12 protein-coding genes and 1 pseudogene are annotated in these 13,727 nt (G+C 53.8%); 6 read left to right on the top strand and 7 right to left on the bottom strand.

The features are described 5' to 3' along the window. Positions 1-409: 409 nt before the first annotated feature. Complete coding sequence (locus PMI30_RS09645) at positions 410-1,171, bottom strand: gamma-glutamyl-gamma-aminobutyrate hydrolase family protein (RefSeq protein WP_008011734.1); 762 nt, start codon at positions 1,169-1,171, stop codon at positions 410-412. A gap of 280 nt (positions 1,172-1,451) precedes the next feature. On the opposite strand from PMI30_RS09645, the gene PMI30_RS09650 reads away from it, so the two are divergent. The 6 genes from PMI30_RS09650 (at position 1,452) to PMI30_RS09675 (ending at position 8,066) form a co-directional block, all read left to right on the top strand. Then, positions 1,452-2,828, top strand: coding sequence for a glutamine synthetase family protein (locus PMI30_RS09650; RefSeq protein ID WP_008011729.1), 1,377 nt, complete (start codon positions 1,452-1,454; stop codon positions 2,826-2,828). 209 nt (positions 2,829-3,037) lie between these two features. Continuing rightward, complete coding sequence (locus PMI30_RS09655; protein WP_008011726.1) at positions 3,038-4,528, top strand: aldehyde dehydrogenase; 1,491 nt, start codon at positions 3,038-3,040, stop codon at positions 4,526-4,528. 52 nt (positions 4,529-4,580) lie between these two features. Further along, positions 4,581-5,879 (top strand): NAD(P)/FAD-dependent oxidoreductase, encoded by a 1,299-nt coding sequence (locus PMI30_RS09660; protein WP_008011724.1) that lies wholly within the window; start codon positions 4,581-4,583, stop codon positions 5,877-5,879. A 442-nt stretch (positions 5,880-6,321) separates the two neighbouring features. Next, entirely contained in the window at positions 6,322-6,870 is a 549-nt protein-coding gene (locus PMI30_RS09665) for a cupin domain-containing protein (protein ID WP_008011722.1), read from the top strand. Between the two features lie 174 nt (positions 6,871-7,044). Next, a complete protein-coding gene (locus tag PMI30_RS09670) occupies positions 7,045-7,329 on the top strand; it encodes a hypothetical protein (protein ID WP_008011720.1) in 285 nt (94 codons plus the stop codon). Between the two features lie 77 nt (positions 7,330-7,406). Next, positions 7,407-8,066: a hypothetical protein gene (locus PMI30_RS09675; RefSeq protein ID WP_238542004.1), complete on the top strand. Its 660-nt coding sequence runs from the start codon at positions 7,407-7,409 to the stop codon at positions 8,064-8,066. Positions 8,067-8,187: 121 nt separating this feature from the next. On the opposite strand, the gene PMI30_RS09680 is transcribed toward PMI30_RS09675, so the two are convergent. The 6 genes and pseudogenes from PMI30_RS09680 to PMI30_RS09700 form a co-directional block, all read right to left on the bottom strand. Continuing rightward, positions 8,188-8,796, bottom strand: coding sequence for a hypothetical protein (locus PMI30_RS09680; protein WP_008011716.1), 609 nt, complete (start codon positions 8,794-8,796; stop codon positions 8,188-8,190). A 265-nt stretch (positions 8,797-9,061) separates the two neighbouring features. Then, on the bottom strand, positions 9,062-9,997 hold the full coding sequence (locus PMI30_RS09685) for an alpha/beta fold hydrolase (RefSeq protein WP_008011715.1): 936 nt from the start codon (positions 9,995-9,997) through the stop codon (positions 9,062-9,064). Positions 9,998-10,117: 120 nt separating this feature from the next. Next, positions 10,118-10,699, bottom strand: coding sequence for a hypothetical protein (locus PMI30_RS09690; protein ID WP_008011713.1), 582 nt, complete (start codon positions 10,697-10,699; stop codon positions 10,118-10,120). Positions 10,700-10,939: 240 nt separating this feature from the next. Next, positions 10,940-11,491: a hypothetical protein gene (locus tag PMI30_RS31335; protein WP_008011711.1), complete on the bottom strand. Its 552-nt coding sequence runs from the start codon at positions 11,489-11,491 to the stop codon at positions 10,940-10,942. Between the two features lie 50 nt (positions 11,492-11,541). Next, on the bottom strand, positions 11,542-13,200 hold the full coding sequence (locus tag PMI30_RS09695; RefSeq protein WP_008011709.1) for a P-loop ATPase, Sll1717 family: 1,659 nt from the start codon (positions 13,198-13,200) through the stop codon (positions 11,542-11,544). Between the two features lie 381 nt (positions 13,201-13,581). Next, positions 13,582-13,727 (bottom strand): annotated as a pseudogene (locus tag PMI30_RS09700) (fructose-bisphosphate aldolase); the annotation flags it as partial.

The following is a 13,727-nucleotide window of genomic DNA, read 5'->3' as shown; positions in this document are numbered from 1 at the left end:
GCGGCCTGACTTAGTAGTTGATTGCAAGCCCAAGCCCGTACGGTGCCAGTCAATTGCGCGAAGATCCCCTGTGGGAGCGAGGCTTGTGTGGCGAGGGGGCTTGCCCCCGTTGGGGTGCGAAGCGCCCCTGACTCAGTCGCCGCGATCTTGAATCAGAAAGCGGTGACCGATTTACGATTGCTTCGCAATCGAACGGGGGCAAGCCCCCTCGCCACACAAGCCCGTTCCCACAAGGGGATTTGCATTTGAATCACTGGCCCGTACCGGCCGGGCTTATTCGGCACCGCCATCCTGGCTGCCTGGTCGTACTTGTTGTTATTGCGGTTCATCTATTACGTGAGCGACCGGCGCGCAAAGGCACGCCCGCCAGACTCACGGGGGCAGTTAAATCGTTGAATGCTTTTTGAAGTCAGCGCGTATTACGCAGCGCCGCCCGTTGCCGGCACGCGTCGCCGAACGCCTGGAAAATACTCAAGTAGGGGGGATTCGAAAGCACCTGCCATTCCGGGTGCCACTGCACACCGACAGCGAAGGCCTTACTGTTTTCGACGGAAATCGCCTCGATCAAACCATCCGGCGCGACAGCCTCGGCGCGTAGGCCGGGAGCGAGTCGGTCGATGCCCTGGCTGTGAATCGAATTCACCTGAAATACCTGCGGCAGGTCCAGCGCTTCGAACACGCCGCCCGGTTGCACACTAACCGCATGCGCCGGTGCGTACTGCACGGCCAAATCCGGATGATCCGCTTCCCGGTGATCGAGCATGCCGGGCAGTTCATGCACCTTCTGATGCAGGCTGCCGCCGAACGCCACGTTCATTTCCTGAAAGCCCCGGCAGATGCCGAGCACCGGAACACCGGCGGCGATGGCTGCGCGCAATAAAGGAAGGGTGGTGGCGTCCCGTTGCGGATCGTGATCCGTACCGGGAGCGCTGGCCGGGCCTTGATAGTGGAAGGGCTCCACATTTGATGGCGAGCCGGTCAGCAAAAGACCGTCGAGCTGCGCGAGCAGGTCATCGATTTCGGTCAGTTCGCCTAAGGAAGGAATAACGACGGGCAGCCCCAAAGCCGCGACGCTGACAGCACGCAAGTACTTGTCGCCGCTGACGTGGTAGGGGTGCAGGCCAATCTGTTTGACGCACGCAGTAACGCCGATCAATGGCTTGAATGCCATTTTTATCACCTCGAAGTTTCACACTTGAACGAGCTTTTCCGGAGCTTAGCCTTGTTGATTTTAATTAACAACTCTCATGTAAAAAATTCTAAACGCCGCACGTCCGATCTTCAGGGTTTGCGCGGTATGCAAGGCTGATCTGGCACTCTTGTGCCCAAAAAAGGCCCGAAAATAAAGGTTGAAAGGCCAAGTGTTCGCTATTGACTTCACTTTGCCTTTCGGATTGACTGGGCTCGTGAAAGGGTAGTGAACATAATAATTAACAGCTAATAGGTGCATCATGTCGGTCCCTCTGCGTGCCGTTCAACTCAACGAAGCAAACGCATTCCTTAAGAAATATCCTGAGGTTTTGTACGTCGACCTTCTGATTGCGGATATGAACGGTGTGGTGCGCGGCAAGCGCATCGAACGCACCAGTCTTCATAAGGTTTACGAAAAAGGCATTAACCTCCCGGCGTCGCTGTTTGCCCTGGACATCAACGGTTCTACGGTGGAAAGCACCGGCCTGGGTCTGGACATCGGCGACTCGGATCGAATCTGCTTCCCCATCCCCAATACCCTCAGCATCGAGCCTTGGCAGAAGCGCCCGACCGCGCAGCTGTTAATGACCATGCACGAACTCGAAGGCCAGCCGTTCTTCGCTGACCCTCGCGAAGTGCTGCGTCAGGTGGTGAGCAAGTTCGATGACATGGGCCTGACCATTTGCGCAGCGTTCGAACTGGAGTTCTATCTGATCGACCAGGACAACGTGAACGGTCGTCCGCAGTCGCCACGCTCGCCGGTGTCCGGCAAGCGTCCGCATTCGACTCAGGTGTACCTGATCGACGATCTGGATGAGTACGTCGATTGCCTGCAAGACATCCTTGAAGGCGCGAAAGAGCAGGGCATTCCTGCCGACGCCATCGTCAAGGAAAGCGCCCCGGCGCAATTCGAAGTGAACCTGCATCACGTCTCCGACCCTATAAAGGCCTGCGACTACGCGGTGTTGCTCAAGCGTCTGGTGAAGAACATCGCCTACGACCACGAGATGGACACCACCTTCATGGCCAAGCCGTATCCGGGCCAGGCGGGCAATGGTTTGCACGTGCACATTTCGATTCTCGACAAAGAAGGCAACAACATCTTTGCCAGCGAGGATCCCGAGCAGAACGCCGCACTGCGTCACGCGATCGGCGGTGTGCTCGAGACCCTGCCGGCGCAGATGGCGTTCCTCTGCCCGAACGTCAACTCGTACCGCCGTTTTGGCGCGCAGTTCTATGTGCCGAACTCGCCAAGCTGGGGCATCGACAACCGTACCGTTGCGGTACGTGTGCCCACCGGTTCAGCGGATGCCGTGCGCATCGAGCATCGTGTAGCCGGCGCCGACGCCAACCCGTACCTGTTGATGGCGTCGGTACTGGCCGGTATTCACCATGGCCTGACCAACGAAATCGAACCGGGCCCACCGGTGGAAGGCAACAGCTACGAGCAGAACGAGCAAAGCCTGCCGAACAACCTGCGCGATGCGTTGCGTGAGCTGGACGACAGCGAAGTCATGGCGCGCTACATCGACCCGCTGTACATCGACGTGTTCGTGGCGTGCAAGGAAAGCGAGCTGGCCGAGTTCGAGAACTCCATCTCCGACCTTGAGTACAACTGGTACTTGCATACCGTTTGATGGGCCTGAACGGTGGGTCAATGCCATTGATGTTGGATGTGAGGCCCCCTTCGCGGGCAAGCCTCGCTCCTACAAGGGACACATCATCCCTGTAGGAGCGAGGCTTGCCCGCGAAGACATCGGCACAGCCACCATCGAAATCACCTGACACACGACATTCTCCGGCATCAATAGAACGATCACCTATTCCTCTGCGTAGAGTCACAACCATGACAAACACTCGCAGCGACTGGGAACAACGCTTCCAGTCCCTCACACTAGAAGGCCGCGCATTCATCGATGGCCAATACCGCGCGGCACTTAGCGGCGATACTTTCGAATGCATCAGCCCGGTCGACGGCCGCTTCCTGGCGAACATCGCCAGCACCGACGAAGCCGATGCCAATGCGGCAGTCGCCGTCGCGCGCCGCACCTTCGAGTCCGGCATCTGGGCTCGACTGGCACCCGCAGAACGCAAGCGTATCCTGATTCGTTTCGCCGATCTGATTCTGCAAAACCAGGAAGAACTGGCGCTGCTGGAAACCCTGGACATGGGCAAACCGATCAGCGATTCCATGAGCATCGACATCCCGGCGACCGCCAACGCGATCCGCTGGAGCGCCGAGGCCATCGACAAAATCTACGACGAAGTCGCCGCCACACCGCACGACCAACTCGGCCTCATCACCCGCGAACCGGCAGGCGTGGTCGCCGCCATCGTGCCGTGGAATTTCCCGCTGATCATGGCCAGCTGGAAGTTCGCCCCAGCCCTCGCGGCAGGTAACTCGTTCATCCTCAAGCCTTCGGAAAAGTCACCGCTGACGGCGATCCGCATCGCGCAGCTTGCTCTGGAGGCTGGCATCCCCAAAGGCGTGTTCAACGTTCTGCCAGGCTTCGGTCACACCGTCGGCAAGGCGCTGGCGTTGCACATGGATGTCGACGTGCTGGCCTTCACCGGCTCCACCGCGATTGCCAAGCAACTGCTGATCTACGCCGGGCAAAGCAACTTGAAACGCGTCTGGCTGGAGGCAGGCGGCAAGAGCCCGAACGTCGTGTTCGCCGACGCACCGGACTTGCGCGCAGCCGCTCAGGCAGCGGTCAGCGCGATTGCCTTCAACCAGGGCGAAGTCTGCACCGCTGGCTCACGTCTGCTGGTGGAGCGCTCGATCCGCGAGCAATTCATTCCGCTACTGCTGGAGGCGCTGCAAGCCTGGAAACCGGGACATGCTTTGGACCCGGAAACCACCGTCGGCGCGGTCGTCGATCAGCGCCAACTGGAATCGATCTTGCGCTACATCGAAATCGGCAAAGAGCAAGGCGCTCAGCTGATCGCGGGTGGCAAATGCACTCTCGAAGCCACCGGCGGCCTGTACGTGGAACCGGCGATTTTCGACGGCGTGACCAACGCCATGACCATCGCCCGTGAAGAAATTTTCGGCCCGGTGCTGTCGCTGATCACCTTCGACACCGCGGAAGAAGCGCTGCAGATCGCCAATGACAGCATCTTCGGTCTGGCCGCTGGCGTGTGGACCAGCAACCTCAGCAAGGCCCACACCTTCGCCCGTGGTTTGCGCGCCGGCAGCGTCTGGGTCAACCAGTACGACGGCGGCGACATGACCGCGCCGTTCGGCGGGTTCAAGCAGTCGGGTAATGGTCGGGATAAATCGCTGCACGCGTTCGACAAATACACCGAACTCAAAGCGACCTGGATCAAGCTCTAACACTTTTACAGCGGCGGTCGCAGGCGAGCGTTTGCGGCCCTCGGAGAAATGTATGAAACAAGACTCTGTTAAACAAAAGCATGTAAACAGCTACTACGCCGCCACCCGCAATCAGACCGGTGATTACCCGATTCTTGAAGAACTGGTGGAATGCGACGTCTGCGTGATCGGCGCCGGCTACACCGGTTTGTCCTCGGCGCTGTTCCTCAGCGAAGCGGGCTACAGCGTCACCGTACTCGAAGCCGCCAAAGTCGGCTTCGGCGCCAGCGGTCGCAACGGCGGTCAACTGGTCAACTCCTACAGCCGCGACGTCGATGTGATCGAAGAACGCTACGGTGACAAAACCGCCGAAGTGCTTGGCAGCATGATCTTCGAAGGCGCCGACATCATCCGTTCGCGCATCAAAGAGTACGACATCCAATGCGACTACCGCCCCGGCGGCATCTTCGCGGCACTGAACAAGAAACAACTCAACGGCCTGGCCGAGCAGAAGAGCAACTGGGAGCGCTACGGCAACAAAAACCTCAGAATGCTCGACGCCGCTGACATCAAGCGTGAAGTGGGTTGCGACAACTACGTCGGCGGCCTGCTCGACATGCAGGGCGGCCACATCCACCCGCTGAACCTGGCCCTCGGCGAAGCCGCCGCGATCATCCGCCTGGGCGGCAAAATCTACGAACAATCCGCCGCCGTGGAAATCACCTACGGCGAGCCGATCACCGTGCGCACCGCCAAAGGCGTGGTGCGGGCCAAGTACCTGCTGATCGCCGGCAACGCCTATTTGCCTCAAGACCTCGACAACCGCGTCACGCGCAAAAGCATGCCCTGCGGTTCGCAAATCGTCGTCACCGAACCGCTGTCCGAAAAAGTCGCCCGCAGCCTGATCACCAACAACTACTGCGTCGAAGACTGCAACTACCTGCTCGACTACTACCGCCTCACCGCCGACAACCGCTTGCTGTACGGCGGCGGCGTGGTCTACGGCGCTCGCGAGCCCGACGACATCGAACAACTGATCAAACCAAAAATCCTCAAGACCTTCCCGCAACTCAAGGGCGTGAAAATCGACTACCGCTGGACCGGCAACTTCCTGCTGACCATGTCGCGCATGCCGCAATTCGGCCGCATCGAAAAAAATGCCTACTACATGCAAGGCTACAGTGGCCACGGCGTCACCTGCTCGCACCTGGCCGGCAAACTCATCTCGGAAATGATCCGCGGCGACGCCGAACGCTTCGATGCCTTCGCCTCCCTGCCACACATGCCCATGCTCGGCGGCCGCACCTTCCAGGCGCCACTCACCGCCATGGGCGCTGCGTATTACGCACTGCGCGACCGTTTCGGCATCTAAGCCAGACGCAACCCCTGCAGGAGCCGAGCTTGCTCGCGAAAACGGCCGCACAGTCAACATCTCTGTCGACTGACACGCCGCCATCGCGAGCAGGCTCGCTCCCACAAGGAAATTGGGGACATACACAAATTTTGCGAACGACACCGACCACTGTGGGAGCGAGCCTGCTCGCGATGAGGCCATATCAGCCGCCATCAATGCTGCCTGACACTCCGCCATCGCGAGCAGGCTCACTCCCACAATTCCCGCACCTGACCGACCGGTATCAAGGGCCCGCCGGCTTTTTTCATAGCCGTTTATCGAACCTGCTGAGCAACACCAGCAAACGTGATTTAATACCCGCCTTCCACGGTTCCGGGACGGGAAACGGCGTGATCCGCGGCCATCAGTCGCCCGCCACCCACCCCCATTACCCCTTAAGTATTCTTCGCATAAGGCTGTCATGGACACGGGCTCACGACTCAAATTAGTACGCGAAAGCTACAAACTGTCCCAGCGCGAGCTGGCCCGGCGTAGCGGCGTCACCAATGCCACCATCTCCCTGATCGAACAGAATCGCGTCAGTCCCTCCGTCAGCTCCCTCAAAAAACTGCTCGAAGGCATCCCCATGTCCTTGGCGGACTTCTTCACCTTCGACCAACCGCCGCGTGAGCATCAGTACGTGTTCCGCGCCAATGAACAGCCGGATCTGGGGCGTCATGGGTTGCGGTTGCTGCTGATCGGTGCCTCGGTGCCGAGCCGGCAGATGCGGCTTTTGCGCGAGCAGTACGCGCCTGGGGCGAGTTCGGGGGAAGAGCCCATCGTGCACGCTGAAGGGGAGGAGTGTGGGCTTGTAACTCGGGGCACTGTTGAGCTCACCGTTGATGGACAGATCAGTGTGCTGAATGCCGGGGATGGGTATTACTTTCCGACGACGTTGCCTCATCGGTTTCGGAATATTGGGGCGGATGAGGCTGAAATCATTAGTGCTAACACCCCGGCTAACTTCTGATGGTGAAAGCGGCTAGGTTGCTGTTGGGGCTAAAGTAGGCGTAAACGCAGCACGAAACATGGCCTCAAAAATGAATAGCAAACCTGCCGGGCCAGAAACGGCTAAGCGCTCGACGTCCATTGGGATGTATGATAATTGTTGGTTGTACGTACCAAGCGTGAGCTGGAGTCAGATATGTCTCGTAAGAAAGAGAAGCTACCCAAGACTGAGGCGCAAATTGTCGCCCAGGAGTCCACGATACCCTCGATTGCAGCCAAGGCATTTAGAGATGCCTATAACGTTGCGCTTTCTAAAGGGGAGGCTGTGCTTGTGGTTCGCGAAGGTCTGTTGGTGAAAGTTTCCAGCGCCGAGACTGTGATCCTTCGCTCAGTCGAGACTTACGGGAAGATCAAGGCTGGCACTCGACTGAAGGTCAAGAAGCCTCGGCAGGAGGAATTGGCTCCTCAGGTACGAGCTTGAGTACACCCAGGGTCAGGATTTTCGCCGGGCCGAATGGTAGCGGAAAGAGCACGTTCAATTCAAAAGTCCCAGCCCACTTGCTTGTCAACTACATCAATCCTGATGCGATCGAGCTAGGTATTCGTGAAACCGGGGCGTTCAATTTTGGGCAGTTCATGCTCCAGGCATATGTGGATCGCGCGATCCCTTTTTTGCGAGCCAGCGGGCTCCTTGCTAAATTCCCTGAATCCTTGGCTAAGCTCGATGATTTGATCATTGAAGATGATCTGCTTGTATTTCCTTCACGGCAGATCGACTCTTACATTGCTTCAGTGCTTGCCGACTTCATCCGTGTATCGTTGATCCGGGAGCTTGCTAGCTTCACGTTCGAAACCGTAATGTCAGATGTCAGCAAAATAGAGTTGCTGCAGCAAGCACAGATGGCCGGTTACCGAGTATATGTGTATTACGTGGCTACAGCAGATCCTGAGATCAACGTGGCTCGGGTGGCTTATCGGGCTTCCATCGGGGGGCACGACGTTCCGCCGGACAAGATTCGATCGCGCTATAAGCGATCTCTGGATAATTTGTCTGATGCTATTCTGGTGTCAAATCGAGCATACATCTTCGACAACTCCCAAGATGGCGACTCCAGCTTTGCCCAGATTGCCGAAATAACAGAGGGGGAAGACATAGATATCGTGTCGGATACCCAGCCAGCTTGGTTCAAGCAGTATGTACTCGACAAATTAACCTAGCCCCCCCGACGCTACAAGCATGGCTCTACTGGGTAAGGTCGCGGACTGCTTGAATAGTCTGTGTTGCCATCTTCAGCAAGAACCAGAATGGCAGCGGCTTGAGAAAGCCGCTGCCACGTAATCAATTTTCTACGTCATCTTCCGCAAGATTATCCGCGTAGATATCACCCATTGCCGCGTACTTTGCCCTAATCACATCAATGGGGGGATTTTCCGCAACCAAGTGCTTCTTGTTGAACAGTGACGGAAAATGCTTCTTGGCTAGGCCTGGAGGCACGATGGCCGTCGAAAACCACCAGTGTTGCCAAGACAGAAGCTCCCTCTCCGTTTCGATTGCAAAAACTGGTGAGGGCTGGAGTTTACGAAGCCTTCGAGCCTGATCACGACCATCAATGGGGCGAGGTACACGCACCTCATTACCTTTGTTGTCCCATCCAATCCAATAGCTGTAGTGGCCAATGCCCCCTTTGGGTAGAACCGTCAATTGAACGTAGGCTTTGTCTCGACTTGGTAGACGCATCTGACAGATGCGCTGCATCAGGCGCGTCGTGCACTTCTCAAGACGGATATGGTCGGGCTCGTTCCGCAGAGTATCAAGCAAATGGTTCCAGTTCTGGTAACCCAAGTGTTTGGCTTTGAGTTCCAACTGCTGACAGTGGGAGAGATCGGAAGGTACGCTGTCCAGTTCCATGGAGCGAACGGCATCAACGGTATAGGCAAGATCGAACATCACATTTTCCTCAGCAATACGTGACCGTAAAAGCTTTCGCTTTTTTCTGAGCATGCTGCTTGCCGGATGGGTCACTAGGAGAAGATGTGTATTTCTCAGATGAGCTGGTTTTCCTCGAGGCAGCAAGGTGGAGACCAGAACCGGCTCAAATCCTAACAGCAGTTCCAGAGTCGCTCAAGCCGGGCAGTGGTGATTTGGCTTTTTTGCCGACTGAGTCAATCGGCAAATCCTAGGCATAACGCGGACAGACCACGATTTCTTCCATTCAGCGCCCTACAAAATATCCCTTCCGAGACTTCGCCCCATCACTGTGAATGAAATTACGAATCGCTCGAATAGTCTGCGTTGGCGCTTCTTCCATCAGCCAATGCCCCGCCCCCGGAATCACCACTTCCGTGACCTTGTCCGCTGCATTGCGCATCACGATCGCTTCATTGCTGCCAAAGGATTTTTCACCGCCGATGGCCAGCACCGGCATCGTCAGCCGCGTCGCCATCGAAGCCTTGTTGTCCACCTCATCCTGACGAATGCTGCGGAACTGAGCGAAGGCTGCGTGCATGGCACCGGGGCGGGCATAGAGCGTGGCGTAATGCTGGCGGGTTTCCTCATCCACCTTACTGGGGTCGCCCGCGAACTCGTTCCAGAACCGGTCCAGGTAAATGCGTTCACGACCGGCGACCAGGCGCTCAGCATCCGGCCCGCCAAAGTCGAAGTGCCAAAGCATCGGTGAGCGGACAATCTCATTCCAGGGCGCAATGCCCGGCACTGGCGCATCCATCACCACCAGGCAATCGGTGAGCTGCGGATAACGCGCGGCGTAGGCGTAGGCGACCATCGTGCCGATGACCACCGAGTGTTCGATACCCAGCGCTGCCAACAGCGCACGGATATCGCCCGCCTGGGTCTTCTTGTCGTAACCGCCGTCCGGGATCGATGACAAGCCCATACCGCGAAGGTCCGGCACCACGACCGTGTGGTCCCGGGCCAGGTCTGCTGCGAGTGGCGCCCACATATCGCCGGTGTCGCCGAAGCCATGTAGAAGGACCACGGCAGGGCCTTTGCCGCCGATGCGGACGTGGAGGGTGACGCCTTCTAGCGGGATGTTTTGAGTGCGGAAGGAGGTGGGGAATGGCGTCATCTGAGCTTGGGCTGGGGTGCTTAGGGCAAGCAGTGTGAGAGCGGTCAGCAGGATGCGGATCATCACGGTGTCTCCAGGCGTAGGCGTGGAAGGGGCTTTGCGGTCAGAAAATAGATCTGTCACCTTTTTGTCTATTAGCTTTGAAAAGCTGGTCTAGTCCGGACGGATTAACAAATAAATCTATCAATCACGCCACTCGAAGCAACCAGTACGATCAATGAACATCCGAAGGATTTTGTCACAACTCACAACAAGCTCATGGTCTCGGTAATTCTGAGGCGATTTGGAGCCATGAAATAGGTTGCATCGAACAGCATAGACAGTTCGAAGTAGATGCGGCCAAGTCGGAACATCGCCAACGCTCCATGCGACGGGCTGAAGTTTGACATTTTCGCGCACGACCTCTGCCATCAGCTCTTCTCGCGAAAATCGCCAGAACGCGTCTCGGCCAAGTTTCCGGCGTATGTCGCGGACATTCAGAACCGGCCACATCGTTGCGAATATCTCCACTTTCTCCTGAAAGTCCGGGCAGTGCTTCATGAGGTCATCGTCAGCGTCCGAAAGCCGCTGATGGCTGACCAGCGCAGTAATCATTTCCGCGTCAGTGTTCGCGTCGGTCACACACTCCATCCATCCGTTGAAATCCATCCAAAGGTTCACGAAGGAAGAAAATTCGGAGCGCTGATTGATATTGGCATCAATCAGTTCACGGGCGAGATCAGCAGTTTCTGGATCAAGAGTTCTGAAGTAATTGAAGTTAACCAAGGTAAGCTCCTACTGCGCGGGTTCACCGGATTGGGTCGGACGCTACCCAGCCTAAGCGATAGAGTTTAAATCTTTCATCGTGAGGGAATGATGTCCAGATGTTGTTTCGGATTCTGAGTAGATGAGGTTGTAGCCGATTTTTTTATAAAAATTTTAATACAAAATAGAGGGGGATTTGTTGGATGAGAAATCTGTTGTCTTTGTGTATAAATTAATAAGATATCCATTTTTCCATTATTGTTAAAGTACACCGCGGTGCTTTTGATATGTGTATATTCCCAAAGAGCCAAATGCCACTGTGAGTGAGCTAAACATTAAGATGAAAGAGGCTAGACACGCTAAATCCCAAGGGTCACCCCTCTTGCTCTGTGTCTCTGAAGGAGCTAGGGCTGTTGGTGTATAGGTTTTCTCTGAGTACAATATGAGACCTCGGTTTTTCCCCTCTTGCACAAGAAGATTTCTTTCTGTGTCAATAGTTCTTCGTTCGTAATTAATGTCTAGCGCAAAAATTCTAATGCCAACAAAGGTGAATAATGAAATTATTGCCAATGTTGCCGCCATGGTTGAGATGTTTCTTGCAAGAGTCAAAGAGGATAGTTTGTTTTGGTAGGCAGTAAGAAATAACAGGGAGAAAGCTGCAATGATGCTGCCGAATGTCGGATATAAAGCCCCGATTTGTGAGTTTTCTACCGCGATGGGTAGTTTTAGAATTGCGGCGGCGCCAGGGAAAAGTACTGCGGCGGCCGTGAGAATCCCCCATAGCGATGTTAGAAAATTTACGAGTCGCATCATGGTAGTTACTACCTCTAATGATTAGTTTCGACTGAGCTTGGAAGTAAGCATCAATCCAAATCGACCGCCTCAAAAATCTCGCGCTGTTCTGTTATTATATCCAGTGCACGATGAAGCATTTTATGGATTTTCATATGCTCTACGCGCTTTATTTCGCCTCGTGTTACTGAAGCTTGGTCAACGTAGCACCAAATATACGTATCCATTGCCCCAGTTTTTACACCAATCGCGCCTATCCGATATAAACAGGAAAGCATGCTGGACAAAATGTCCGCTTCTTTTATGCCTTGTGAATCATAGTATTTTCTAACGATTGTAGAGCAAGGGTCGCTATTCTTATGCTCGTAAAGTGCTAGCATTACCTCCTCAAGACGTGAGTCCTTAATCAATGAACGAGTAAATGTTGCTTTGAGTCCGCGAAGAATTTCAATGGTGTCATCGAAAGAGGGATAAACCTCGCCCCATTCTTCTTTTAGAGATTTCAATCTTTTTTCAGAGTATTGGGCTTCAGCGGCAAATAGGGAGCGCCACGAAACTCGTTCTCTATCTGAAGCAATTGCAAAACTTTCATTTACAAATTGCAAAACGTCTCTGGGGCGGCGAAGAGTTCTTTCTATTATAAACTCAATGGATGTTTGTCCGCCTCCTTTACGTGCCTTTGGGAAAATATCATCCAGTATTATTTGTTGTTTTGTGTACTGGCTTTTGAATACTTCATTTATACGAAGTTCTATAAGGCGCTCAAGTTCCTCAGGTGACCAGCGTAACTCGAGAATATAGGATTCATATTTTTCCTCTTGAAAGCCAGAGTCTCGAGTTATATCAAAAACTAAAACCAATAAGTCTTTCCGAAGAGCGGCAATAATTTTTGTTTGTTTTATCCTCCTAAACGTTTTTATCTCCTCAATTAGTGCTCTGATGAACCTGACTCTAGTTTCTGTGCCTGCCCATTCTTCATCAAGTTGATCAATCAGGATGTAGAATTTTTTCTGTGGATCATCAAAAGAGTGTTCTGCCAGTAGGTCCAATACTTCGTTTAGTTTTCTAATTTGAAGCCCGTTCACGACTAGGCTGGCTCGCTGCTTTATCTCACAGCGTTCCTCGTCAGAAAGCTTTTTTGCCCCATCCAATGTCAGTGATACTTCGGAGTATTTTGCGCCAATACTGCTCTTTGTATCTGTCTCAAGCTTTCTAGTTATTATTTTAAGTTGCTCGTCTGTATCCAGCCAAAATCTATCGCCCCATTCATTGAAGTACTCTAATGCTTTTCGCTTTGTCACATCTCTGCTAAATTTGCTGAATACGCCATCCAGAAAGCTCTTGCTTTCGTATTCGCTTTTTATATCATATCTAAGCTTCAGGAACTCAACAGTAAGCACGTGTCGCCACAAAAGTTTATAAAATAGATCTAGGTTTATGTTTAAGGCGTCAAAAAACTGAATGATATCTGAATATTCTAGGAATCTAACTGAAATATCATTGGGGTCAAGTTTAACAGCTTTTTGTGCGCTAGATTTTATTTTGTATAGTAGCGCGCTTTTCCCAGAGCCTGTTCTGCCAAGTATAATAGACGCTGGGGATTCAACATCCAATAGACGATCGAGATAGCCGTTATCTACAAAACAACGATTAAGTAGTTCGGAGTCTCCTTCTGCATCCAAGGCCCCAATTTTTAAGTTTCTAGTGATTTTTAATTTTTTTTCTTCCATGGCGGCGTTCTCTTTGGTATACGGCTCGACTGCGGTTTTATCCTATGTGTTGGTTGGAATATGCAGTTTGTTACAAACGATGGCGAGTAGTAGCCCCCTCTTATACAGAAGCGTCTTTGGTTAGAAATACATGCCGGTTAGTGAGGAAAGCATAGCCAAGGCACGCATATTTTCCATGAAAACTACAAGTTTTTCTGTGTTTGCTTTGCGCCGTTAACTGAGTCCATCGCACCATTGAGGGTGATGTGGAGGACAAAAAAATGACGCAAGGGAGAGGGATAGTTATTTAGTCAATAAGCCTCAGAGACTAAAAAGAAAATAGCTTCAAAGCAGGTGATAAAGAACCCGCATTAATGCGGGTTCTTTGAAGCCGATAATCTGTTACTTCCCTTTAGGTGCCTCAAATCCACGCTGCTCAATCACCCGAAACACATCGCTCACATCCTGGACCATGATCCGGGCGATGTTAGTGACGGTGTTGATGTCGTGTTCGGCGTAGTCCGGCAGGCTGGTGCAGGCCATGAGGT

This window comes from Pseudomonas sp. GM50, assembly GCF_000282375.1.
GTDB lineage: Bacteria > Pseudomonadota > Gammaproteobacteria > Pseudomonadales > Pseudomonadaceae > Aquipseudomonas.
This window is presented reverse-complemented; position numbering and strand designations above follow the sequence as displayed.

Coding starts and splice junctions, on each gene's coding strand:
- PMI30_RS09645 (WP_008011734.1), bottom strand. CDS start 1,171: ATGGCATTCAAGCCATTGATCGGCGTTACTGCGTGCGTCAAACAGATT.
- PMI30_RS09650 (WP_008011729.1), top strand. CDS start 1,452: ATGTCGGTCCCTCTGCGTGCCGTTCAACTCAACGAAGCAAACGCATTC.
- PMI30_RS09655 (WP_008011726.1), top strand. CDS start 3,038: ATGACAAACACTCGCAGCGACTGGGAACAACGCTTCCAGTCCCTCACA.
- PMI30_RS09660 (WP_008011724.1), top strand. CDS start 4,581: ATGAAACAAGACTCTGTTAAACAAAAGCATGTAAACAGCTACTACGCC.
- PMI30_RS09665 (WP_008011722.1), top strand. CDS start 6,322: ATGGACACGGGCTCACGACTCAAATTAGTACGCGAAAGCTACAAACTG.
- PMI30_RS09670 (WP_008011720.1), top strand. CDS start 7,045: ATGTCTCGTAAGAAAGAGAAGCTACCCAAGACTGAGGCGCAAATTGTC.
- PMI30_RS09680 (WP_008011716.1), bottom strand. CDS start 8,796: ATGTTCGATCTTGCCTATACCGTTGATGCCGTTCGCTCCATGGAACTG.
- PMI30_RS09685 (WP_008011715.1), bottom strand. CDS start 9,997: ATGATCCGCATCCTGCTGACCGCTCTCACACTGCTTGCCCTAAGCACC.
- PMI30_RS31335 (WP_008011711.1), bottom strand. CDS start 11,491: ATGATGCGACTCGTAAATTTTCTAACATCGCTATGGGGGATTCTCACG.
- PMI30_RS09695 (WP_008011709.1), bottom strand. CDS start 13,200: ATGGAAGAAAAAAAATTAAAAATCACTAGAAACTTAAAAATTGGGGCC.